General features: G+C 72.4%; 23 protein-coding genes. 9 read left to right on the forward strand and 14 right to left on the reverse strand.

The genetic code is table 11. The features are described 5' to 3' along the window. Positions 1–94 precede the first annotated feature (94 nt). Together LN251_RS31620 and LN251_RS31625 are read left to right on the forward strand one after the other, a co-directional pair. Positions 95–1,372: a streptophobe family protein gene (locus LN251_RS31620; RefSeq protein WP_458247577.1), complete on the forward strand. Its 1,278-nt coding sequence runs from the start codon at positions 95–97 to the stop codon at positions 1,370–1,372. After that, the gene (locus LN251_RS31625; protein WP_458247578.1) at positions 1,369–1,833 is read left to right on the forward strand and encodes a nuclear transport factor 2 family protein; all 465 of its coding nucleotides are present in this window, start codon (positions 1,369–1,371) and stop codon (positions 1,831–1,833) included. Before LN251_RS31620 ends, LN251_RS31625 begins: the two co-directional genes overlap by 4 nt. Here LN251_RS31625 and LN251_RS31630 read toward each other — a convergent pair. The 4 genes from LN251_RS31630 to LN251_RS31645 all read right to left on the reverse strand — a co-directional run bounded on the left by LN251_RS31630 (position 1,808) and on the right by LN251_RS31645 (position 6,169). After that, positions 1,808–2,800 carry a serine/threonine-protein kinase gene (locus LN251_RS31630; protein ID WP_458247579.1) on the reverse strand — a complete coding sequence of 331 codons (993 nt, stop codon included), beginning with the start codon at positions 2,798–2,800 and terminating at the stop codon, positions 1,808–1,810. The two genes, LN251_RS31625 and LN251_RS31630, sit on opposite strands and share 26 nt — an antisense overlap. Further along, positions 2,790–3,329, reverse strand: coding sequence for a hypothetical protein (locus LN251_RS31635; protein WP_458247580.1), 540 nt, complete (start codon positions 3,327–3,329; stop codon positions 2,790–2,792). Before LN251_RS31635 ends, LN251_RS31630 begins: the two co-directional genes overlap by 11 nt. 8 nt (positions 3,330–3,337) lie before the next feature. Beyond that, positions 3,338–5,677 carry an FHA domain-containing protein gene (locus LN251_RS31640; protein WP_458247581.1) on the reverse strand — a complete coding sequence of 780 codons (2,340 nt, stop codon included), beginning with the start codon at positions 5,675–5,677 and terminating at the stop codon, positions 3,338–3,340. An 81-nt stretch (positions 5,678–5,758) separates the two neighbouring features. After that, complete coding sequence (locus LN251_RS31645) at positions 5,759–6,169, reverse strand: hypothetical protein (RefSeq protein WP_458248204.1); 411 nt, start codon at positions 6,167–6,169, stop codon at positions 5,759–5,761. A 323-nt stretch (positions 6,170–6,492) separates the two neighbouring features. Here LN251_RS31645 and LN251_RS31650 point away from each other — a divergent pair, with 323 nt between their 5' ends. Beyond that, positions 6,493–6,876 carry a nuclear transport factor 2 family protein gene (locus tag LN251_RS31650; protein ID WP_458247582.1) on the forward strand — a complete coding sequence of 128 codons (384 nt, stop codon included), beginning with the start codon at positions 6,493–6,495 and terminating at the stop codon, positions 6,874–6,876. 101 nt (positions 6,877–6,977) lie between these two features. Here the strand turns inward: LN251_RS31650 and LN251_RS31655 are convergent, their stop codons facing one another. Next, the gene (locus LN251_RS31655) at positions 6,978–7,901 is read right to left on the reverse strand and encodes an AraC family transcriptional regulator (RefSeq protein WP_458247583.1); all 924 of its coding nucleotides are present in this window, start codon (positions 7,899–7,901) and stop codon (positions 6,978–6,980) included. Between the two features lie 101 nt (positions 7,902–8,002). Here LN251_RS31655 and LN251_RS31660 point away from each other — a divergent pair, with 101 nt between their 5' ends. Next, positions 8,003–8,986 (forward strand): oxidoreductase, encoded by a 984-nt coding sequence (locus LN251_RS31660; protein ID WP_458247584.1) that lies wholly within the window; start codon positions 8,003–8,005, stop codon positions 8,984–8,986. Here LN251_RS31660 and mgrA read toward each other — a convergent pair. Beyond that, positions 8,976–9,971 (reverse strand): L-glyceraldehyde 3-phosphate reductase, encoded by a 996-nt coding sequence (gene mgrA, locus LN251_RS31665; protein WP_458247585.1) that lies wholly within the window; start codon positions 9,969–9,971, stop codon positions 8,976–8,978. The two genes, LN251_RS31660 and mgrA, sit on opposite strands and share 11 nt — an antisense overlap. Positions 9,972–10,170: 199 nt before the next feature. Between mgrA and LN251_RS31670 the strand changes: the two genes are divergently transcribed. Then, the gene (locus tag LN251_RS31670; RefSeq protein WP_458247586.1) at positions 10,171–11,721 is read left to right on the forward strand and encodes a DHA2 family efflux MFS transporter permease subunit; all 1,551 of its coding nucleotides are present in this window, start codon (positions 10,171–10,173) and stop codon (positions 11,719–11,721) included. A 32-nt stretch (positions 11,722–11,753) separates the two neighbouring features. Here the strand turns inward: LN251_RS31670 and LN251_RS31675 are convergent, their stop codons facing one another. Together LN251_RS31675 and LN251_RS31680 are read right to left on the reverse strand one after the other, a co-directional pair. After that, positions 11,754–12,293, reverse strand: coding sequence for a TetR/AcrR family transcriptional regulator (locus LN251_RS31675; RefSeq protein ID WP_458247587.1), 540 nt, complete (start codon positions 12,291–12,293; stop codon positions 11,754–11,756). A gap of 110 nt (positions 12,294–12,403) precedes the next feature. Further along, complete coding sequence (locus LN251_RS31680) at positions 12,404–12,619, reverse strand: hypothetical protein (protein ID WP_458247588.1); 216 nt, start codon at positions 12,617–12,619, stop codon at positions 12,404–12,406. A gap of 162 nt (positions 12,620–12,781) precedes the next feature. On the opposite strand from LN251_RS31680, the gene LN251_RS31685 reads away from it, so the two are divergent. Together LN251_RS31685 and LN251_RS31690 are read left to right on the forward strand one after the other, a co-directional pair. Next, the gene (locus tag LN251_RS31685) at positions 12,782–13,675 is read left to right on the forward strand and encodes a LysR family transcriptional regulator (protein ID WP_458247589.1); all 894 of its coding nucleotides are present in this window, start codon (positions 12,782–12,784) and stop codon (positions 13,673–13,675) included. Positions 13,676–13,692: 17 nt separating this feature from the next. Continuing rightward, positions 13,693–14,208, forward strand: a complete 516-nt coding sequence (locus tag LN251_RS31690) for a mycothiol transferase (RefSeq protein WP_458247590.1) — start codon at positions 13,693–13,695, stop codon at positions 14,206–14,208. Here the strand turns inward: LN251_RS31690 and LN251_RS31695 are convergent. Both LN251_RS31695 and LN251_RS31700 read right to left on the reverse strand, forming a co-directional pair. Next, the gene (locus tag LN251_RS31695) at positions 14,190–15,260 is read right to left on the reverse strand and encodes an adenosine deaminase (RefSeq protein WP_458247591.1); all 1,071 of its coding nucleotides are present in this window, start codon (positions 15,258–15,260) and stop codon (positions 14,190–14,192) included. The two genes, LN251_RS31690 and LN251_RS31695, sit on opposite strands and share 19 nt — an antisense overlap. A gap of 45 nt (positions 15,261–15,305) precedes the next feature. Beyond that, a complete protein-coding gene (locus LN251_RS31700) occupies positions 15,306–15,698 on the reverse strand; it encodes a VOC family protein (RefSeq protein ID WP_458247592.1) in 393 nt (130 codons plus the stop codon). Between the two features lie 173 nt (positions 15,699–15,871). Between LN251_RS31700 and LN251_RS31705 the strand changes: the two genes are divergently transcribed. Further along, positions 15,872–16,330 (forward strand): pyridoxamine 5'-phosphate oxidase family protein, encoded by a 459-nt coding sequence (locus LN251_RS31705; RefSeq protein WP_458247593.1) that lies wholly within the window; start codon positions 15,872–15,874, stop codon positions 16,328–16,330. A gap of 306 nt (positions 16,331–16,636) precedes the next feature. Here the strand turns inward: LN251_RS31705 and LN251_RS31710 are convergent, their stop codons facing one another. The 3 genes from LN251_RS31710 to LN251_RS31720 form a co-directional block, all read right to left on the reverse strand. Continuing rightward, entirely contained in the window at positions 16,637–17,662 is a 1,026-nt protein-coding gene (locus LN251_RS31710; RefSeq protein ID WP_458247594.1) for an alcohol dehydrogenase catalytic domain-containing protein, read from the reverse strand. A 208-nt stretch (positions 17,663–17,870) separates the two neighbouring features. Then, positions 17,871–18,191: an SHOCT domain-containing protein gene (locus LN251_RS31715; protein ID WP_458247595.1), complete on the reverse strand. Its 321-nt coding sequence runs from the start codon at positions 18,189–18,191 to the stop codon at positions 17,871–17,873. Between the two features lie 70 nt (positions 18,192–18,261). Next, entirely contained in the window at positions 18,262–18,684 is a 423-nt protein-coding gene (locus LN251_RS31720; RefSeq protein ID WP_458248205.1) for a DUF6325 family protein, read from the reverse strand. Positions 18,685–18,862: 178 nt separating this feature from the next. Between LN251_RS31720 and LN251_RS31725 the strand changes: the two genes are divergently transcribed. Next, positions 18,863–20,173, forward strand: coding sequence for a hypothetical protein (locus LN251_RS31725; RefSeq protein ID WP_458247596.1), 1,311 nt, complete (start codon positions 18,863–18,865; stop codon positions 20,171–20,173). A gap of 34 nt (positions 20,174–20,207) precedes the next feature. Here LN251_RS31725 and LN251_RS31730 read toward each other — a convergent pair whose 3' ends face one another. Beyond that, positions 20,208–20,861: a GAP family protein gene (locus LN251_RS31730; protein ID WP_458247597.1), complete on the reverse strand. Its 654-nt coding sequence runs from the start codon at positions 20,859–20,861 to the stop codon at positions 20,208–20,210. Between the last annotated feature and the right edge of the window lie 139 nt (positions 20,862–21,000).

The raw sequence follows: 21,000 nt of genomic DNA on the forward strand, positions 1-21,000 counted from the left end.
CTTATTGTGTGCTCCGGTTCCCCGCCGACCGCAAGCCGACGCGGACGGACCTCCCGGCGGGCGGCGCGGGCCGGACCTGCTTAGCGTGGCAAGGGTGACCCCGCGAGCCCCCTCCGCCCCGGCCGTGGCCCGGCACGGCTGGGTGCAGGCCCTCGTCGCGGTGCTGGCCTCGCTGATCGCCATGGGGGTCGTCGCCGCACTGGGGCTGTGGGCGGCCGGGGCGACGGACCTGCCGGACGGGGCCTTCCCGAGGGTCGTCGCGGCGACGGTGGTCACCGCGGTGGGCGGCACCGTGAAACTCTCCGGCGACGCCGGTGCGCTGGCCGGCGCCGACGCCGGGCTGACCGTGATCCCGCTGTCCGTCACCCTGGTCGGCGCCCTCGTCCTCGCCGCCGGCTTCCTTCGCCCGCTGCGGCACCGGGCGGTGGCGGGCGCGCCGGAACTGGCGGGCTGGGCCGGCCGCGTCGCCGTGCTCTGGCTGCTCGCGCTGCTCGGCCTGGCCTTCGGCGCCCGCCACACCTTCACGCTGTCCCTCGGCGACAGCACCATCAGCGACATCGGCGGCCTGTTCGGCGTCTCGCCGAAGGTCGGGTTCACGACCGACGTCCCGCTGACGGTGCTGTTCGGGCTGCTGTGGCTGGCCGGTGTGCTGGTGCTGGCCCTGCTGGTCTCGCGCGGCGCCCCGCTGCCGGGGCGGCTGCTGCGCTTCCAGGAGTCGGTGCGCCCGGCCGCGTACGCGATGGTCACGCTGCTCCTCGCGTACGTCGCTCTGGGCGTCGTCGTCGGTCTGGTCGTGGCGGTGACCCGCGGGCACCGCGCCGAGACACTGGCCGTGATCCTGCTGGGCCTGCCGAACCTGGCCTGGCTGGCCCTGACCCTGGGCCTCGGGGTGACCTGGAACGGCCGGGTGCAGGGCCCGTTCGGTCTGCCGATGCCCCATGTGCTCGACGAGGTGCTGCGCACCAAGGACGTCTCGGCCCTCAACCTGATCACGCTCTCCGAGCACGACGGCCGCGTCTGGTGGCTGCTGGTGGTCGACGTGGTGCTGCTGCTGGCGGCCGCCTTCGTGCTCGCGGCCCGCTCGCCGGCCCGGATGAGGGCCTGGCAGCACGCCCTGCACATGGCGGTCGCCCTGGCGCTGACCGTGCTCATGATCTGCCTGGTCGGCCGGATCTCCGCGCACTTCGGGCTGTCGGTGCTCGGCATCGGCGACCTGGGCGGAGGGCTGGCCGGGAAGGTGCTGCTCGAGCCCCAGGTGTGGTCGGCGCTGGGTCTCGCCCTGCTGTGGGGACTGGTGACCGGGTTCCTCGGCGCGCTGCTGGCGAGGCCGGTGCGGCGCCGGGGACCGACGGAAAAGAGGTGGGACGGATGACGTCGTCCGTGGGAGTGTGCGCCGAGTCGACGGAGGGGCACACCATGGCGTTGGCAGTCGAGGACCGTCTGGCCGTCACGAAGCTGATCGCGTTGCACGGCCATCTGGTCGACGAGGGGGAACTGGACCGCACGCACGAGGTGTTCACCCCGGACGTCGTCTACGACCTGTCGGACTTCGGCCAGGGCGAGGTCGTCGGCCTGGCCGCACTGACCCGGGCGGCGCTGGCGCTGGGCGCGGCGAATCCGGTGGCGCACCACGTGACCAACGTGGTGGTCGAGGAGGTGGCCGAGGGCCGGGTCCGGGTCCGGTCCAAGGGGCTGGGCATCATGGCGGACGGGTCGTGCGGCTCGGTGACGTACGAGGACGTGGTGGTGCGGACGGAGGCCGGCTGGCGCATCCGCCGGCGCAGGGTGGTGGCCCGGCGGGTGCCGCTCAACGGGCGGGGCCAGGGCTCCTGAAGACCGGCTCGGCCCAGCGCGGCGGCGGCTCGGGCCGCTCCTCCCCCACCGCCCCCGCCACCACGGTCGGCGGATGGCCGGTGTCCTCGCGGCCCGCCACGGCCGCGCGCAGCGCGGCGACGAAGGCGAGGCAGGAGTCGTGGCGGTCCTCGGGGCTCTTGGCCAGGGCGCGGTCGAAGACCGTGTCGACGGCGGCGGGCAGGTCGGGGCGGCACTCCGTCAGCGGCGGCGGCTGGTCGTACTGGTGGGCCCACAGCAGCGCCATGTCGTCGTCGCGGCGAAACGGCGGGCGGCCGGCCAGGGTCTCGTAGATCACGCAGGCGAAGCCGTAGACGTCGCAGCGGCCGTCGACGGGGCGGCCGGAGATCTGTTCGGGGGCCACGTAGTCGAGGGTGCCGACGAACTGTCCGACGCTGGTGAATCCGGTCAGCGACAGGGACTTCTTGGTCAGGCCGAAGTCCGTCAGGTAGGTGTGCTCGGGGTGGTCGCTGTCGGTGCCCCGCGCCACCAGGATGTTGCCCGGCTTGACGTCCCGGTGGACCAGCCCGTGCTCGTGGGCCGCGTCGAGCGCCGAGGCGACCTGCGCGGCGATGCGCAGGGTGGTCGAGGGAGCGAGCGGGCCCCGGCGGTCGAGGAGGTGGCGCAGGTCGCTGCCGTCGACGTAGCGCATGGCGATGTACAGGACGCCGTCCGTCTCGCCCGCCTCGTAGACCGGCACGATGTGCGGGTGGTCGATCGCGGCGGCCGCCCGGGACTCGTGGGTGAAGCGCCGGCGGAAGGTGTCGTTGCGGGCGAGTTCCGGGGCGAGCAGCTTGAGGGCGACGGTGCGTTCGAGACGCAGGTCGAGGGCGCGGTAGACGACGGCCATGCCGCCGCGGCCGATCTCGCGCTCGATGCGGTAACCGGCCACCTGGCGGCCGACCAGCTCGGAGGGCCGACCGGAGAACAGGCTGGTGTCACGGGCCATCGGGCGTCACGACCTGGGTGGGCGCGTGCCCGTGGTCGGCGGCGGAGCGGGGCCCGTCGTCGGTCGCGTAGGTGCTCAGACGTCCTCCGTCGCCGAAGACCCAGCGGCCCTGTTCGGTGTCGTAGAGCCAGACGGACTCGCCGTCGACGACGATCCCGACGCGCAGCCCCCGGGTACGGCCGCGGAAGGACTCCCCGTCCCCGCCCGCGGCGAGGTCCTCGACGGCGGCGCGGTAGCGGGCCAGGGTCTGTTCCGCGCGGGCGAGCAGGGGGCGCGGGTCGGGGGTGCGGGCCTGGGGGCCGCCGGCTGCGGGCGGGTCCTGGGGTACGGCGACCAGGAGCCGGCCGTCCACCCAGGCCGACCAGCCGTTGGCGCACAGGACGTGGGCCCAGTCGCCGCGCCGCTCGACGAGCTGGACGGGCAGCAGCGGGTCGAGCGCGACGGTGGGCCGGGCGGGGTCAGGGGCCTCCCAGGCGGGCATGCCGTGCTGGGGGACGACGTGGGTGGGCCGGAAACCGGGGGTGGTCATCGCGGCTCCTACTTCCGCATGACGGCCGGTTCGTGCCGGCGCAGCAGCCGGGAGACCACGAAGCCGAAGAGCGCCGAGAGCACGACGAGCATGGCGATGTTCAGCAGCCACGCCCCGGCCGAGTGCCGGAAGAGCGGGTCGGAGGTCAGGTCGCCGGGGACGATGCGGGCGAGGCCCACGGTGCCGGCCATCGCGCCGAGCGCCCACCGGGAGGGCACGAGCCAGGAGAGCTGTTCGAGGACGGCCACGCCGTGCAGCTGCAACAGGGCGCCGCAGAAGACGACCTGGACGATGGCGAGCAGCACGAGCAGCGGCATCGTCACCTCCTCCTTGCGCACCAGCGCGGAGACCACCAGGCCGAGCATCATGGCGGTGAACGCCAACAGGGCGACGGCGACGATGATTTCCACCAGGGGCGGCATCAACACGCCTTCGCCGCCGGGTGCGTTCAGGTCGACGCCGAGGAGTGCCACCAGGGTCAGCACCACTGCCTGGAGCACGGTGACCGTGCCCAGCACGACGACCTTCGACATCAGGTACGCCGATCTGGACAGGCCGACCGCCCGCTCCCGCTGGTAGATGCCGCGTTCCTTGACCAGTTCGCGCACCGCGTTCGCGGCGCCGGTCAGGACGCCGCCGACGCACAGGATGAGCAGCGCGTTCATGGCCGTCTCGCGGGTGAGGGCGCTGCCGGCCAGGGCGCGGGCCATGGCGCCCATCACGAACGGCAGGGCGATCATGATGGCGAGGAAGGTGCGGTCGGCGCTCAGGGCGGCGGCGTAGCGGCGGACCAGGGTGCCCAGTTGGGCGCCGCGGCTGCGCGGCCGGGCGGGCGGGGTGATCACGACCGGGCCGGAGCGGGGCACGCGGGGCTGCGCGCTGGCCTCGGTGACGTAGTACCGGTGGAACGGCGAGTGACGGAAGTCGCCGCCCCAGTCGCGGTCTTGGTCCCGCTCGAAGGCCTCGAAGGCCTCCGGCCACTGCTCGTACCCGAAGTAGGCGAGGGCGTCGTCGGGCGGGCCGTAGTAGGCGACCCTGCCGCCGGGTGCGAGGACCAGCAGCCGGTCGCACACGTCGAGGCTGAGCACGCTGTGGGTGACGACGATGACCGTGCGGCCGTCGTCGGCGAGGCCGCGCAGCATGTGCATCACCGAGCGGTCCATGCCGGGGTCCAGGCCGGAGGTGGGCTCGTCGAGGAAGAGCAGGGACGGCTTGGTGAGCAGTTCCAGGGCCACGCTGACCCGCTTGCGCTGGCCGCCGGAGAGGCTGTGCACGGGCTGGTCGGCGCGCTGTTCGAGGCCGAGTTCGCGGATCACCTCCTCGACCCGGGCCCGGCGTTCGGCCTTGACGGTGTCCTCGGGGAAGCGCAGTTCGGCGGCGTAGGACAGGGCGCTGCGGACGGTGAGCTGGGCGTGCAGGATGTCGTCCTGCGGGACCAGGCCGATGCGCTGGCGCAGCTCGGCGTAGTCGCGGTAGAGGTCGCGGCCGTCGTAGAGGACGGTGCCGTGGTCGGCGGGACGCTGTCCGGTCAGGGCGTTCAGGAGCGTGGACTTGCCGGCGCCGCTCGGGCCGACGACCGCGAGCAGGCACTTCTCCCCCACCGGGAACGACACATGGTCCAGCAGCGTCTTGCGGCCGTGGTCGACGGCGACCGCGAGGTCCTGCACGTCGAGGGAGACCTCGCCGCTGTCGACGTACTCCTGCAGTTCGTTGCCGACGAGGCAGAACACCGAGTGGCCGATGCCGACGATGTCACCCGGGCCGAGGGGGGCGGCGGTGACGGGGGCGCCGTTGAGGTAGGTGCCGTTGTGGCTGCCCAGGTCGGCGATCTCGTACGTACCGTCGGGCAGCGCGCGCAGTTCGGCGTGGTGGCGCGAGACGACGAGGTCGTCGATGACCAGGTCGTTGTCGGCGGCGCGGCCGATGCGGACGGTGCGGGCCGGCAGCGGGCGCACGCTGGTGGGCTGCCGGAAGGTGCCGGTCAGGCCCGGCATCGAGACGGCCGAGGGGCGCTCCCGGACCGGGGCGGGACACGCGAGCAGGACCAGGCGCGGGCCGTCGGACGGGCTGCCGAACCGGATCTCGCTGCCGGGGCCGACACCCCACTCGTGGACGCGACGGCCGTCGGCGAAGGTGCCGTTGGTGCTGTTCTCGTCCTCGATCGTCCAGTGGTCGGCCTCGGGTCGCAGGACCGCGTGGTGCCAGGAGACCCGGGCGTCGTCGATGACGATGTCGCTGAGCGGGTCGCGGCCCACGTGGTAGTCGTGGCTCGGACTCATCACCGTGGAGCCCGACTCGGTCTCCAGGACCAGTTCGGGCGCGCCCGGCATGAACGACCGTTCCGCCATGGGGGTGATTCTACCGATTTGTGCATGTACGCGCCCGGCGGACCGGGTCTGGCGCACTCGGCAGGTGCGACCGGGGCGGCCTCAGCCGACAGGCATCACCAGCGCCGGAATGATCCGCTGCATGCGCAGCGCGTCGACGGACTCGGCCAGCAGCTCGTACTCCGTGGTCTCGTCGCAGAGGGCGACCCGCACGAGCCGCCCGGCCGCCAACTCGTCGGCCACCAGCTCCTGTTGGCCGAGATCGGCGCACCACCAGCGCAGTGCGGCCGGGACGTCGGGCACGGTGTCGGCGATCGGGACGAGCGAGCTCGGCGGGAAGTGCTCGGCTTCCGGCCGCGGATCGAGCCGGTCGGCGATCCAGTTGGCGCGGTCGCGCAGCCACCACAGGGCGAGGGCGAGTGTGGGGGCCCGGTAGGTGCCCAGGGGGACGCCGATACGCTGACCGGCGCAGACGCCGTAAGCGGTGACGTGGCATAAGAACTCGTCATGCATGGTCATTCCCCCGCTGCTCGTTCGCCTCTCGGCCTTTCCTCGCTTTCCGTGCGGCTCATGTGCGGTACGTGACGGCGTCTTCGCTCGCCGTTAAGTGCCTCAACTGTTGAGTATGTTCACCGCTGAATCACTGTCACCATGAATTTCCGGCCAGTCTCCTGGCATATTCACAGCGGCAGTTGGCCGAAACATGGCGGGCGCCGTCATTACGTGCGGGGTAATCGACCCTTCCGCGCCGGCCGGGCATGGTGGTTCCACCGGGTCGCCGAGACCGCGACCCGGCACCTGACCAGCAATGACTACCTCTGTGGAGGCTGATCGCCATGTCCGCGAACACCGAGCGCTACGAGAACGCCGTCGCCCGCTACTTCGAGGCCTGGAACGCCGCCGGCGAGGAGGCGGTGGCGAAGGCCGTCGCCGCCGCCTGGACGACGGACGGCTCCTACACCGATCCGCTCGCCGAGGTCAGCGGGCACGACGGGATCGCCGCGGTGATCACGGCCGCCCACGACCAGTTCCCGGGGTTCGCCTTCCGGCCCGTCGGCGCCGTGGACGGCCATCACGACACGGCCCGCTTCGCCTGGGAGCTGGTCAGCGAGGCCGACGGCTCGGCACCGGTGGCCGGCTTCGACGTCGTCACGCTGGACGCGGACGGCCGTATCCGCACCGTGCTGGGCTTTCTGGACCGGGTGCCCGCCGGAGCGTGAGGAGGGGCGCGCCGAGGGGCCGGCCGCCGTCGCGGGCGCAAGCCGGGGCGACGCCGGCGGGACCTCTCCCGCGCGGCCGAAGACCGCCCCGCCGGCGGACCTCAGGGCCCGCCGGCCTCGCGGTAGCGGCGGGGCGCGACGCCCGTGGACCGCTTGAACGCGTTGCTGAAGGCACTCTCGGAGCCGTAGCCGACGCGGCGGGCGATCGCCGCGACGGGGGCCGTGTCCTGCCGCAGGACGCGGGCGGCCAGGCTCATCCGCCAGTTGAGCAAGTAGGTCAGAGGCGGCACGCCGGCCGCCTCCCTGAACCGGACGGCGAAGGTGGTGCGGGACATCGCCGCCGCCCGGGCGAGTTCACCGAGCTGCCAGGGGTGCGCCGGATCGCCGTGCATCAGACGCAGGGCGGGGGCCAGGCGCTCGTCGGCCAGGGCGCGCAGCCAGCCGGGCGGCAGCCCTCCGGACTCGCTGAGGCAGACCCGCAGCACCTGCACGAACAGCAGCTGGGCGAGATGGTCCGAAGCGAACTCCACCCCGGCCCGATGCGCCCTGACCTCGTCGGCCAGCCGGCCGATCAGCCAGCCGAGCACCGGCGCCTCGGCCGCGTCCGCCCGCACGTGGATCAGCTCCGGCAGCGCCCGGCGCAGCAGTTCACCGCTGTCCCGGCTCAGGTCGATGTGCCCGGAGACGCAGACCACGTCCTCGTCCGTGCCCTCGCCCAGCCGCGCCATGCGGCTCGCGGGGTCCACGACCGCCCGGCCGGAGTCCAGCGGTTCGATGCCCAGGTCGCTGCACAGGACGTAGGGCCCGGCGCCGTCGGAGACGACGACGTCCCCCTCGGACACCTTCAGCGGCTCCCCGCCGCCCTCCCGGACCAGCAGACACCCGCCGCGCACCACGGCGACCACCTTGAGCCGGTCCCGCCCGCGCAGCCGCACCGCCCAGCTCCCGCCGGCCGTGAACCCACCGGAGAAGACACTGCGCGCGTCGGCGACGGCCAGGGCGTCGGACAGCGGGTCGGCAGACACGCTCGAACTGTCACGCAAGTAACCCGAACTCACAAGCATTCATCGTACGGCTCCGCGTTCCTACGGTGGCATGGACGGCTCACTCAGAGGAGACACGCACCATGACCACCGCACAGCAGCCCCTGCCCTCCGGCTTCGGCGCCGCCTCCACCGCCGAGGAGGTGATCGAGGGCGTCGACCTGACCGGAAAGGTCGCGATCGTCACCGGCGGCTACTCCGGGATCGGCCTGGAGACGGCACGGGTGCTGCGCTCCGCAGGCGCCGAGGTCGTCGTACCGGCGCGCGACCTGCGGCGAGCCCGGGCCGCCCTGGAGACAGTGCCCGGGGCCGAGGTCGAGTACCTGGACCTGCTGGACCCGGCGTCGATCGACGCCTTCGCCGAGAAGTTCCTCGCCTCCGGGCGCCCGCTGCACATCCTGGTGAACAGCGCCGGGATCATGGCGACCCCGCTGACCCGCGACGCGCGCGGGTACGAGGCGCAGTTCGCCACGAACCACCTGGGCCACTTCCAGCTCGTCGCCCGGCTGTGGCCCGCGCTGGTGGCCGCCGACGGCGCCCGCGTGGTGTCGGTGTCGTCGCGGGGCATCCGCTTCGGCGGCGTCGACTTCGACGACCTGCACTTCGAGCGCCGCCCCTACGAGCCGTTCGTCGCCTACGGCCAGTCGAAGACGGCCAACGCGCTGTTCGCCGTGGAACTGGACCGGCGCGGGCGGGAGGTGGGCGTGCGGGCCTTCTCGGTGCACCCGGGCGTCATCATCGACACGGGTCTCGCCAAGCACGTGTCCGCGGAGACGGTCCACGCCTCCGGAGCCGTGGACGCGCAGGGACGGCCGGTGCGCGACCCCGCCCGCCAGCTCAAGACGATCGCGCAGGGCGCCGCCACCAGCGTGTGGTGCGCGACCGCCGCGCGGCTGGACGGGCGGGGCGGGGTCTACTGCGAGAACTGCGACATCAGTCCGCTGGTGGCCCCCGAGGAGGAGGCCGCCTGGCGGTCCGGGGCGGAGACCGCCGGGGTCCTGCCCTACGCCGTCGACCCGGAGGCGGCGGCCCGCCTCTGGGAGGTCAGCGAACGGCTCACTGCTTGACGATCGCGTCGATGCGGGCGAGCTCGTCGGCGTCGAAGTCGAGGTTGCGGGTGGCCGCGACGCTGTCCTCGATCTGCTGCGGGCTGCTCGCGCCGACCAGGGCGGAGGTGACCCGGCCGCCGCGCAGCACCCAGGCCAGGGCCATCTGGGCCAGGGTCTGGCCGCGGCCCTCGGCGATCTCGTTGAGCGAGCGGAGCCTGCCGACGAGGTCCTCGGTGACGGCGTCCGAGTTGAGGAAGGGGCTGTCGCTCGCCGCCCGCGAGTCCTCCGGGATGCCGTCGAGGTACCGGGAGGTGAGCAGGCCCTGCTCCAGCGGCGAGAAGACGATCGAGCCGACCTGGAGCTCGTCCAGGGCGTCGAGCAGGCCCTCGTCCTCGGGGCGGCGGTCGAGCATCGAGTAGCGCGGCTGGTGGATCAGCAGCGGGGTGCCGAGCTCGCCGAGGATGCGGGCGGCCTCGCGGGTCTGCTCCGCCGAGTAGTTGGAGACGCCGACGTAGAGCGCCTTGCCCTGCTGGACCGCGGAGTGCAGGGCGCCCATCGTCTCCTCCAGGGGAGTCTCCGGGTCGGGGCGGTGGGAGTAGAAGACGTCGACGTACTCCAGGCCCATCCGCTTCAGGCTCTGGTCCAGCGACGACAGCAGGTACTTGCGGGAGCCCCATTCGCCGTACGGGCCGGGCCACATGAGGTAGCCGGCCTTGGTGGAGATCACCATCTCGTCGCGGTAGCGCGCGAAGTCGTCCTTGAGCGCCTCGCCGAAGGCCAGCTCGGCGGCGCCGGGCGGCGGGCCGTAGTTGTTGGCCAGGTCGAAGTGGGTGACGCCGAGGTCGAAGGCGCGGCGCAGGATGGCCCGCTGGGTCTCCACGGTGCGGTCGGCCGGGCCGAAGTTGTGCCACAGGCCGAGCGAGATCGCGGGCAGCTTCAGGCCGCTGCGTCCGGTGCGCCGGTAGGGCAGGTCCGCGTAACGGTCGGGGTGTGCGGTGTACAACGCGACTCCAGAGGGTTGGGCACACGGATTGACGGTTCCGGGGAACCGGTCACCACTCTTTCGTGACCTGCGGCCATTGGTCCAACAGGCGAATGCGATGGAATTCAGCGGGTCGGCTTCTCAATCGTGGGCCGTAGGGCCCGCCGGGGGGCCGTTCGGTACCTGCCGGTGGCGGCGGACGCGGGCGCTCCATGGATGCATGGCGCATGTGCAGGACGTACCGCAGGCAGCCCCGGCACCGGGCGCGGGCGGCGGAAGGAGCCGCTGGACCGCCCTCGTGGTGCTGTGTGTGTCGCTGCTGATCGTGACCTTGGACAACACCATTCTGAACGTGGCCCTGCCCACGCTGGTGAAGGAACTCGGGGCGACGACCACCCAGTTGCAGTGGATCGTGGACGCGTACGCGCTGGCGTTCGCCGGGCTGATGCTGGTGGCCGGCAGCAGCGCCGACCGGTTCGGCCGCAGGCGGGTCTTCACCACCGGCCTCGCCGTGTTCGGCATGTCCTCGGCGTGGGCCGCCTACTCGGGCTCGGTCGGGATGCTGATCGCGGCGCGGGCCGCGATGGGGGTCGGCGCGGCCATGATGATGCCGGCGACCCTGTCGATCATCACGAACGTCTTCCGCGACCCCGGCGAGCGACGGCGGGCCATCGGCGTGTGGGCCGCCACCAGCGGGCTCGGGATCGCGATCGGCCCGGTGGCGGGCGGGCTGCTGCTGGAGCACTTCTGGTGGGGCTCGGTGTTCTGGGTCAACATCCCCTTCGCACTGGCCGGGCTGGTGTGCGCGCGGCTGCTGGTGCCGGAGTCCCGCAACCCCGCCGCGCTGCGGCCGGACCCGGTCGGCTCGGTGCTGTCGATCGCGGGTCTCGGACTGCTGCTCTGGTCGATCATCGAGGCGCCGGTGCGCGGCTGGTCGTCGGCGTTGGTGCTGGGCGCGGGCGGCGCCGGACTGGCCGTGCTGGTGTGCTTCGTGCTGTGGGAGCGGGCAAGCACCCACCCTATGCTGAACCTGCGCTTCTTCGCCGAACGGCGCTTCTCGTTCGCCACCTCCTCCGTCGCCCTGGCGATGTTCGGACTGTTCGGCGCGCTGTTCGTGCTCACCCAGTACCTGCAGTTCAGCCTCGGCTACTCAGCCCTGGCCACGGGCGTCCGCATCCTGCCGGTGGCCGGCCTGCTGGCACTGGTGGCCCCGCTGTCGCCGGTCCTGGTCCGCGCGGCGGGCACCAAGGCGGTCGTGGGCACGGGGCTGCTGGTCGTCTCGGCCGGTCTGTGGCAGCTGTCGCGCGCGGACGTGGCGTCGACGTACGGCGACATCCTCACCGGCATGCTGCTGCTCGGTCTGGGCGCGGGCCTGGTGGTGCCGGCCGCGCTCGACTCCCTGATGGGAACGCTGCCGCCGGGAGACACCGGTGTGGGTTCGGCGTCGAACGGCGTCTCCGTCCAGCTGGGCGGCGCACTCGGCGTCGCCGTCATCGGCAGCCTGCTGACGACCCGTTACCAGGACCGCATGGGCCCGCCCCTCGCGCCGTACCACCTGCCGCGCGGCCTGTCGGACAGTGTCCTCGGCTCCCTGGGCGGCGCGCTCGAACTGGCCGGGCGGGTGGGCGGTACGTCCGGGCGGATGCTCGCGGCGCTGGCCCGCTCGGCGTTCGTCAGCGGGATGGGTCTCGGTCTGACGGTCGGCGCCGTCGTCGCGGCGTGCGGTGCGGCACTGGCGTTCGCCGCCCTGCCGTCCCGGCCGCGTGAGTGATCCGCCGGGCCGGCGTGCCGGGCCGCGGTGCGTCACTCGTGCGGTGCGATGCCGGCGAGGACGAGTTCCACCACGCCGGCCAGGAACGTCTCGTCCAGGGGCTCGCGGGTGAGCAGCAGCCGCATGTGCAGGGGGCCCATCAGCGCCTCGAAGACGAGGCGGTGGTCCAGGCCGGGACGCAGTTCACCCCGTTCCTCGGCCCGGGCCAGCACGGCCGACCCGGCGGCGAAGCGGTGGTCCCAGAACCGCTCGCGGGCGCCCTCGTAGTCCGCCATGTCCTCACGCAGCGCCAACCGCAGCAGCAGCTCGCCGAGGGGGGTGCGAACGAACGCGGCGGTGCCGTGCACCAGCGCTGCCAGATCGGAGCGCAGGGCTCCCGTGTCCGGGACGGGCACCTCCGTGCGGGTACGGTCGAGCACCGCTTCGAGCGCGAGGTTGAACCGGGTGCCCCAGCGGCGGTAGACCGAGCTCTCGTGCACGCCGGCGCGGCGGGCGATGTCGCCGATCGAGAGGGCGTCGAGGCCGCCTTCGAGCAGGACGTCGACCGTCGCCGCGAGGACCGCGGCGCGCACGCGCGCGCTGCGGCCGCCTGGTCGGCGCACTCGGGGGGGACGGGGGCCAGGCACCCCGCCAACGTATCTCAGCGGCCGCCTGTCCCAGCAGCCGTCACCGCGGGCCGGTCTCAGCCCGCCTTCCGGTGCGGCTCGGGCTCCTGCGCCGGCCCCGGGAGCCGTACGACCGTGGCACCCGGGTCGGACGACCGGCGGGGCGTCCGCGGCCGGTGGCCGGTGCCGCCCGACGTGAGCGCGGCGACCAGCAGAGCCGCCCCCGCCGTGGCCACCAGACCGGCCAGGACGATGAGCGTGAACGAGATCCAGAAACCGTCCGGGAGAAGCATCGAACGACCTCCCACTAAAGCGAGTTTCCTTGCATCTGTCAGTCTCCCGCCGTGCAGGCCTCTATCGCAAGGTGCCTTGCTTTTGGGGGGCGGGAACCGGCCGGAGAGCGCTTGCCTACCATTGCGGGGTGAGACCGGTCGTCGCCTGCGAGAAGGGGTCCGATGGAACTGCGCCATCTCCAGCACTTCGTGGCGGTCGCCGAGGACCAGCACTTCACCAGGGCGGCCGAACGCCTGATGGTGTCCCAATCGGGTCTGTCGGCCTCGATCCGGGCGCTGGAGCGGGAGCTGCAGACGCCGTTGTTCGTGCGGACGACCCGCCGGGTGACGCTGACGGAGGCCGGACGGGCCCTGCTGGGTGAGGCGGAGCGGATCCTGGCGCAGGTGCGGGCCGCCCACGAGGCGGTGGCCGCGGTGCAGGGGGTGCTGCGGGGCACGCTCTCGCTGGGCACCGAGCAGTGCATCGCGGGGGTGCACACGGCGCGCCTGCTGGCCACGTTCCGGCACCGGCATCCGGACGTGGAGATCCGGCTGCGGCAGGCGGGCTCGGTCGAGCTCGCGGAGGAGGTCGCCGCGGGCCGGCTGGACCTGGCCTTCGCCTACCGCACGCAGGCGGACACCGACCAGCTCCGCTCGGTGGCGCTGACCGCCGAGCCGATGACCGTGCTGTGCCACCCCAGCCACCGGTTGGCCGGTGACGGCGCGGCCGTCACCCCGGACGACCTCGCGGGGGAGGTGTTCGTCGACTTCCACCCCGACTGGGGCCCGCGCCGCACCACCGACGCCGCGTTCGCCGCGGCGGGGGTACGGCGCACCGTGGCGCTGGAGGTGAACGACGTGCACAGCCTGCTGGACCTGGTCGACGAGAACCTCGGCATCGCCGTGGTTCCCCGGCACTTCCGGCACAAGCGGGAGACGCTGACCGCCCTGGCCGTGAAGGACACCGACGAGACCGTGTACGAGACGGCGGCGCTGCTGCCGCCGCACCGCGCGACCAGCCCGGCGGCCCGGGCCCTGATGGCGCTTCTGGAACAGGGGACGCACGACGGGCCGTGATGCGCGATGGTGGAGGAATGCATGCCAAGGACATCCTCATCGACGCGTTCAGCCGCATCCGGGAAGAAGTCCACTCCGCCGTCGAGGGACTCGGCCCGGACGAGCTCAACGCCCGCCCGACCCACGACGCCAACTCCATCAGCTGGCTCGTCTGGCACCTCACCCGCGTCCAGGACGACCACATCGCCGACGCCTTCGGCCTCGACCAGGTGTGGCTCACGGAGGACTGGGAGAAGCGCTTCGGACTGGACCTTTCCCGCCGCGACACCGGGTACGGCCACAGCTCGGCGAAGGTCGCCAAGGTGCGGGTCGACTCCCCCGACCTGCTGACCGGCTACTACGACGCCGTCCACGAGCAGACGCTGCGAGCGCTGCGCTCACTGGCCGCCGCGGACCTGGAGCGGGTCGTCGACGAACGCTGGGAACCGCCCGTCACCCTGGGCGTGCGGCTGGTCAGCGTCCTGTCCGACGATCTGCAGCACGTCGGACAGGCCGCCTATCTGCGCGGGCAGCTTCAGAGCGCGGCTTCGTAGCCGGGCAGGACGACGTCCTCGATGAGGGCCTTGCGCTCGTCGAACGGGATGAACGCGCTCTTGAGGGCGTTCACCGTGACCGTGCGCAGGTCCTCGACGCTCCAGTCGGCCTCCCGCACCAGGAGCGACATCTCCCGGGTCATCGTCGTGCCCGACACCAGACGGTTGTCGGTGTTGAGGGTGACCCGGAAGCCGAGGTCCTTCAGGGCCGTGATGGGGTGCTCGGCGATCGAGGTCGCCGCTCCCGTCTGCAGGTTGGAGGTGGGGCACATCTCCAGGGCGATACGGCGGTCCCGGACCCAGCCGGCGAGCCGGCCGAGCTTGCCGTCGACGATGTCGTCGGTGATGCGCACGCCGTGCCCGATGCGCTGGGCGCCGCACACCTGCAGCGCCTGGTGGATGCTGGGCAGGCCGTGCGCCTCGCCGGCGTGGATGGTGAAGGGCACGCTCTCGCGGCGCAGGTGCTCGAAGGCGTCGAGGTGGTCGGCGGGCGGGAAGCCGTCCTCCGCGCCGGCGATGTCGAAGCCGACCACGCCGGCATCGCGGAAGGCGACGGCCAGGTCCGCGGCCTCGCGGACCCGGTCGAACATCCGCATGCCGCACAGCAGGGTGCCGACGCGGACCGGGGTCCCGGCGGCGGCCGCCTTGGCCATCCCGGAGGCCAGACCCTCCTGGACGGTCTCGACGACCTCGCTCAGCGCCAGCCCGCCGGCGGTGTTCAGCTCGGGCGCGTAGCGCACCTCGCCGTAGACGACGCCGTCGGCGGCCAGGTCCAGGACGTACTCCTCGGCGGTGCGCAGCAGCCCCTCTCGGGTCTGCATCACGGCGAGGGTGTGCTCGAAGGTGGCGATGTAGCGCACCAGGTCACCGGAGTTGGCGGCCTCGTAGTACCAGGCGGCCAGCTCGTCCGGGTCGGTGGTGGGCAGGGTGTGCCCGACCGCCTCCGCGAGCTCCACCACGGTCCCGGGGCGGAGGCCGCCGTCGAGGTGGTCATGCAGGACGGCCTTGGGGAGGCGGCGGATCACATCGGCGTCTACGCGCGTAGCAGTCATGGCGGGCTTTCTCGGGCGGGCGGTTCTGTAAGGGGCTGGAGGAGGTCAGGCGGCGGGCTGGAGCAGGTCCCAGCGGTTGCCGTAGAGGTCCTGGAAGACGGCGACCGAGCCGTAGGGCTCGTGGCGCGGCTCCTCCAGGAAGGTCACGCCCGCGGCGAGCATGCGGGCGTGGTCGCGGGTGAAGTCGTCGGTGTGCAGGAAGAACCCGACACGGCCCCCGGTCTGGTCACCGATCCGGGCGCGCTGCGCCTCCCCCTTGGCGCGGGCGAGCAGCAACCCCGTGCCCTGCCCCGGTGCACCCGGCTCGACGACGACCCAGCGGGAGCCGTCCGGCCGCGGCGCGTCCTCGGCGAGCCGGAACCCGAGGGCCTCCGTGTAGAAGCGGATCGCCTCGTCATAGTCGTCGACGACGAGGGTGACCAGGGCGACGCGTCTCATCGGGGACCTTTCCGAGCCGGGGATTGACGGGTGAGGTTATACGTAAAACGTGCCGGGCGCCAGTCCGCCTTCGTGAGGCGTCTCGGAGGCGCCGATTGCTGGGAGGAGGAGGTCGCCGGATCTACGACCGAGGCCCGAGGTGCGGACGCGTCCGGGTCGGTAGCGTGCGGGGCATGAAGATCACCGAGCGGTCCCGTGATCCGCGCCGGCGCAAGGACGACGTACTCGCCCGCTTCGAACGGGAGTCGGACGTGTGGGTGGCGACCGCCGACGCGGACGGACTACCGTGTCTGGTCGCCTTGTGGTTCGTCTGGGACGGCGAGTGCTTCTGGCTGTGCACCCGGCTCACCAATCCCACGGGCCGCAATCTCCGCGAGGGTGGGCGCACCCGGCTCGCCCTCGGCGACACCCGGGACGTCGTGCTCGTCGACGGCGACGTGGAGACCTTCTCCCGCGCGGAGGTGCCGGACACGGCGGCCGACGCGTTCGCGGCCAGGACCGGCTGGAATCCGCGCACGGACGCCGCCTCCTACGCCTACTTCCGCGTCCGGCCCCGTGCCGTGCAGGCGTGGTGCGGGGTGTACGAGTTGCCGGGACGGCATCTGATGCGCGACGGCGCCTGGACGGTCTGAGCGGCGTCGGCTCGGGCCGGGTGGCCGGTGCCGGCGGGGGCGGGGAGGGGCCGCGAGCGGCGGCGAACGGTCAGGCCAACGACCACCGGCAAGGCCAGCGGCCAGTCGGTGACTGCGGACGCATGGCGGCTGGCCGCCGACCGCTGCGTCTGATCTGCGGTGGCTGGCCGCTGAACCCTCTTCGCTGATGACGCAGCGCGTGGGCGGCCTCCGGCCACTGTCACCAGTCACCGGCCACCAACAAGTGGTCACCGGCGAGCGGCCAGCCCTTCGCTGGGGATTCTGGCGGCCGGGACCCCCCCCCCGTCAGTGGGGTACGAGCACCATCCTGAAGCGGGCGCCGCCGGAGAGCATCTTGCGGTAGGCCGCGTCCGCCTGGTCCAGCGGGACCGTCTCGATCATCGGCCGGATGCCGTGCAGGGCGCTGAAGGCCATGGTGTCCTGCACGTCCTGCGCGGTGCCGGACGGATGGCCGCGGACGATCCTGCCGCGCATGAGCAGTTGGACGGGGCTGATGCCCATCGGCTCGCTGTCGGCCCCGATGGCGACCAGTTCACCGCGGTGCGAGAGGCCGTCCACGGTGGCCGTGATCGCGGCGGAGTTGCCCGCGGTGGCCAGGATCACCTTGCAACCGCCGAGCGACTGCAGCGCCTCGGCGACCGGGGTGGCGGCCGTGCTGTCGACGTAGTGGTGGGCGCCGAGCCGCTTGGCGAAGTCCGCCTTGGCGGGCCCGCGCGCGATCGCCACGGTCTCGAACCCCATGGCGACGGCGTACTGCACGCCCAGATGGCCGAGACCGCCGAGCCCGAGCACCGCGACGAGGTCGCCGGGCCGGGCGGAGCTGCGCCGCAGCCCGTTGAACACGGTGACGCCCGCGCAGGCCATGGGTCCGGCGTCGCTCGCGGAGAGCGCGTCGGGAATGCGGGCCAGCGCGTCGACCGGCGCGATCATCCGCTCCGCGAATCCGCCGTCGTAGGCCCAGCCGGGCACCTTGAGGCTGTCGCACACGATGAAGTCGCCCTGCCGGCACGGCGTGCAGTGGCCGCAACTGCCGCCGAACCAGCCCACGGCCACGCGGTCGCCCGTCCGCCAGCCCTTCGCCTCGGCTCCCTCGCCGAGTTCCTCGATCCGGCCGGCGCTCTCGTGGCCGGGCACCAGCGGGAACCGGACTCCCGGAACGCCGGCGTTCACGAACAGGGCGTCGCTGTGGCAGATCCCGCACGCCTCCACGGCGATCCGCACGTGCCCGGGGCCCGGCCGGGGCACCTCGCGCTCGGTGACCTGGAACGGTCCGCCGGCGGCGTCGACCTGGGCGACTCGATAGGTACTCATCCACATCTCCTGGGAAGGGGCTACCGGCTCTCGATCAGCACGCCGGATCAGGGCCGCGCCACGCGTCGTTCCGTGGGCACGGGACCGTGAGGCCCGGCGGCCGCGCGTCGACGGAAGGCCGACGGGACGGGCCACCCCCGTGTCCCACGGACGGCCTTCCCCACTCCTCGCCGAAGCTGACGTGCCGGTGCCACCGAGTGAAGGGCGGTCAGGCGAGCAGCCTGCGCTTCTGCTCCTCGAACTCGGCCTCGGTCAGGACGCCTTGAGCCTTCAGCTCGCCCAACTGCTTGAGCTGGTCGATCTTGTTCGTCATGTCGTCGGCCGTGGAGGTGGTGGACGCGGGCTGCGGCGGCGGCGCCTCCTGGTAGCTCTGTTGCTGGTAGCCCTGCGGCTGCTGCTGGTAGCCCTGTGATTGTTGTGCCTGGGCGGCCCAACGCCCCTGCTGGCGACGGGACACGCGGTTGGACACGGCGGTCGCCGTGCCCGCGACCACGGCCGTGCGAGCCACCCCGCGAAGAAGACCTGGCATGGAAATCGCCTCTCACCCGTAAGTCGTGGAACGACTCTGGCTGTTGTTCACCGGTTCGCCGTCCGGCGCCTCACGACGCCGCCTCGGCAGCTTCGAGCGCGGCGAGGACGGCCTGCACGTTCAGGCGCCCGGAGGCGACGAGCTGCGCGCCGCCGCGCCGCAGGGCACTGGCGAAGGGGGCGGCCCAGAGGTTCTCGTAGACCAGCAGACCGGCCGCGTTGCCCGGCTCCACCGCCGCGGCCGCCTCCTCGAGGTCGTCCTGGCCCAGCAGGTCGGAGCTGGCCCCGTCGAAGACGGCGAGGTCGAGGTGGCCGTCACCGGTCAGGTCCGCGATCTCCAGTGCGGTCACCGAGCCGTCCTCTTCCTTTCTGATGAACCTCAGGTCAAGGATGCGGATGATGCCGCGGTCCACCAGATCGACCAGCAGGGGAAAGCCCTCGCCCGTCATGCGATTGCCGGGGAACTCCACGACCACGTAGTCGATCGGCCCCATGTCCTCGAACTGCTCCATGTCATTGAACTGTTCGCTCACCGTGATCACCTCTGGGCAGGCGGGCATCCCCTGATGCTCATTGCATCATCGGACAGGGCCAGGCGCACCTTGTGCCCGCGTCACCCGGCCGGTACCTCACGACTCGACCGTCCGGCCGAGCCGCGATTTGCTGTAAGACATGACAAACAGCGACGCACTCCCCCCTGAGCGCCCGAAAGATGGCGAACTGGAGGAACTACGGCGCCGGGTGAGCGAGCTGGAGAGCGCCCGGCACGAGCCGAGGCACCGGATGCGGGCACTCGGTTCCACCCTGCTGATCATCCTGGCGTCCCTGCTGGCCCTGCTCGCGGTGGTGGCGGTCTGGGCGAACAGCATCGTCCGGGACACCGATCGCTATGTCGCCACCATGGCGCCGCTCGCGTCGAACCCCGACATCCAGCAGGCGGTGACGAACCGGGTCACCGACGCCGTTCTGCAACAGGTCGACGTGGATGCCCTCGTGAAGCAGCTGAGCGACGCCGCCGCGCAGAAAGGCGTGCCGCCGCGGGTCGCGGACCTGGTGGGCAATCTGGACGGCCCCATCACGAACGGCCTGAAGCAGCTGGTGAGCAGCACCGTGATGCGAGTGGTGTCCAGCTCCGCCTTCCAGACGGCCTGGACGAACGCCAACCGCCGGGCCCACAGTGCCGTGGACAAGGCGCTGACGGGCAACAGCGACAGCGTCGTCCAGCTGAAGAACAACGAGGTGGCCATCGACGTCGGGCCGATCGTGGCCCAGGTGAAGCAGCGACTGGTCGATGCCGGTCTGGGGGTCGCGTCCAAGATTCCGGCGGTCCACACGAACTTCGTGGTGGTCGAGGGCAAGGACGTCGGCAAGGTCAAGTCGTATCTGCGGGTGCTGCAGATCGTCGGGAACTGGCTGCCCGTCATCGCAGTGCTGATCGCCGCCGCCGGTGTGTTCGTGGCGTTCCATCGCCGACGGGCCCTGATCGGCGCGGCGATCGGGGTGTTCCTCGCCATGGTGCTGCTCGGGGTGATCCTCACCGTCTTCCGCGCGGTGTACCTGGACCATCTGCCGCCGGGCACCAACTCGGCCGCCGCGGGCGCCGTCTACGACGCCCTGGTGCGGTTCCTGCGCTCCAGTGTGCGGGCGGTCGGGGCGCTGGCCCTGGTCACGGCCCTCGGCGCGTTCTTCGTCGGCCCGGCCCGCGGCGCCGTGTTCACCCGTCGCTTCTTCAGCAGGAGCATCGGCGCGGGGCGGGACGCGTCCGTTTCCGCGGGGCTGCGGCTGGGCCCGGTGGGCCGCTTCGTGCACCGCTTCAAGCGCTGGATCGGTGTGGTGATTCTGGCGGTGGCCGCGATCGTGCTGTTCACCTGGAGCTATCCGACCATGGCGGTCGTCCTCTGGACGGCGCTGATCGTGCTGCTCGCCTTCGCGATCCGCGAGTTCCTGGACCCGGGGCCCAGCGGCGCACCCGGCGCGGTCTGACGGTTCGTTCCGGGGCCCCGGCGGTGCCGCCGGCTCAGGACAACTGGGCGATGCTCCTGCTCACCAGGAACAGGCCGGCGACCAGGGCGACGGTCACGAGCGCCTGCTCCTGGTGGGTCTCGATCCAGGTGCGCAGCCTGCCCAGGCGCTCCCGGGCCGCGTCGGGTGCGAAGGTCGAGTAGATCTCCATCGTCAGCAGACTGCTCGTGGCGAGCAGGCAGTAGCCGAACAGGACCAGGTAGGACGAGGCGTGGGACAGGTCGGCGCTGACGACCGTCGCTGCGCCCGCCGCCACGAGCCCCCAGGGCTGGAGCAGCGGGCCGAGGGCAGCCGCGGACCACAGGGACAGCCGGTCGACCCGTGTCATCAGACCGCCGCTGGAGCTGCGCCGCCGGCCGGTTCGCTCACGGTGCCGGTGCCGGTGCCAGCCGTACCCCAGGAGCCCCAGGCCGATGGCGAGCTTGGCGGCGGAAGCGGCGGTGGAGGGCGCGGACTTGGGGGCCGGCGGTTTGCCGCCGGTGGTGAACAGGACGGCGGCCAGGACGACCACGAAGCAGGCGAGCCAGGCGAGGATGAACACCAGGCCCTTCATCACGCCGCGCTGCGCCGACAGCACGAGGACGAACGCGGATACCGACAGGGGGAACACGGCGATCGCGAGGCCGATGATCACCAGGTCAAGCACCATCGCGGCCTCCGTACGACGCCGAGCGCCCCGGAGCGGAGCGGCTCTCGCCCATGGCTCCAGTCTCACCGGCGGGGCCATGCCCCACAAATGGCCGAGCCGCAGGCCCTGCCTGGCCCTTCCCCCCTCACGCGGCTGTTCC

The sequence above is a fragment of the Streptomyces sp. MAI_2237 genome, from assembly GCF_054189285.1.

Coding starts and splice junctions, on each gene's coding strand:
- LN251_RS31625 (WP_458247578.1), top strand. CDS start 1,369: ATGACGTCGTCCGTGGGAGTGTGCGCCGAGTCGACGGAGGGGCACACC.
- LN251_RS31630 (WP_458247579.1), bottom strand. CDS start 2,800: ATGGCCCGTGACACCAGCCTGTTCTCCGGTCGGCCCTCCGAGCTGGTC.
- LN251_RS31635 (WP_458247580.1), bottom strand. CDS start 3,329: ATGACCACCCCCGGTTTCCGGCCCACCCACGTCGTCCCCCAGCACGGC.
- LN251_RS31640 (WP_458247581.1), bottom strand. CDS start 5,677: ATGGCGGAACGGTCGTTCATGCCGGGCGCGCCCGAACTGGTCCTGGAG.
- LN251_RS31645 (WP_458248204.1), bottom strand. CDS start 6,169: ATGCATGACGAGTTCTTATGCCACGTCACCGCTTACGGCGTCTGCGCC.
- LN251_RS31650 (WP_458247582.1), top strand. CDS start 6,493: ATGTCCGCGAACACCGAGCGCTACGAGAACGCCGTCGCCCGCTACTTC.
- LN251_RS31660 (WP_458247584.1), top strand. CDS start 8,003: ATGACCACCGCACAGCAGCCCCTGCCCTCCGGCTTCGGCGCCGCCTCC.
- LN251_RS31670 (WP_458247586.1), top strand. CDS start 10,171: ATGGCGCATGTGCAGGACGTACCGCAGGCAGCCCCGGCACCGGGCGCG.
- LN251_RS31680 (WP_458247588.1), bottom strand. CDS start 12,619: ATGCTTCTCCCGGACGGTTTCTGGATCTCGTTCACGCTCATCGTCCTG.
- LN251_RS31685 (WP_458247589.1), top strand. CDS start 12,782: ATGGAACTGCGCCATCTCCAGCACTTCGTGGCGGTCGCCGAGGACCAG.
- LN251_RS31690 (WP_458247590.1), top strand. CDS start 13,693: ATGCATGCCAAGGACATCCTCATCGACGCGTTCAGCCGCATCCGGGAA.
- LN251_RS31695 (WP_458247591.1), bottom strand. CDS start 15,260: ATGACTGCTACGCGCGTAGACGCCGATGTGATCCGCCGCCTCCCCAAG.
- LN251_RS31700 (WP_458247592.1), bottom strand. CDS start 15,698: ATGAGACGCGTCGCCCTGGTCACCCTCGTCGTCGACGACTATGACGAG.
- LN251_RS31705 (WP_458247593.1), top strand. CDS start 15,872: ATGAAGATCACCGAGCGGTCCCGTGATCCGCGCCGGCGCAAGGACGAC.
- LN251_RS31710 (WP_458247594.1), bottom strand. CDS start 17,662: ATGAGTACCTATCGAGTCGCCCAGGTCGACGCCGCCGGCGGACCGTTC.
- LN251_RS31715 (WP_458247595.1), bottom strand. CDS start 18,191: ATGCCAGGTCTTCTTCGCGGGGTGGCTCGCACGGCCGTGGTCGCGGGC.
- LN251_RS31720 (WP_458248205.1), bottom strand. CDS start 18,684: ATGGGGCCGATCGACTACGTGGTCGTGGAGTTCCCCGGCAATCGCATG.
- LN251_RS31725 (WP_458247596.1), top strand. CDS start 18,863: ATGACAAACAGCGACGCACTCCCCCCTGAGCGCCCGAAAGATGGCGAA.
- LN251_RS31730 (WP_458247597.1), bottom strand. CDS start 20,861: ATGGTGCTTGACCTGGTGATCATCGGCCTCGCGATCGCCGTGTTCCCC.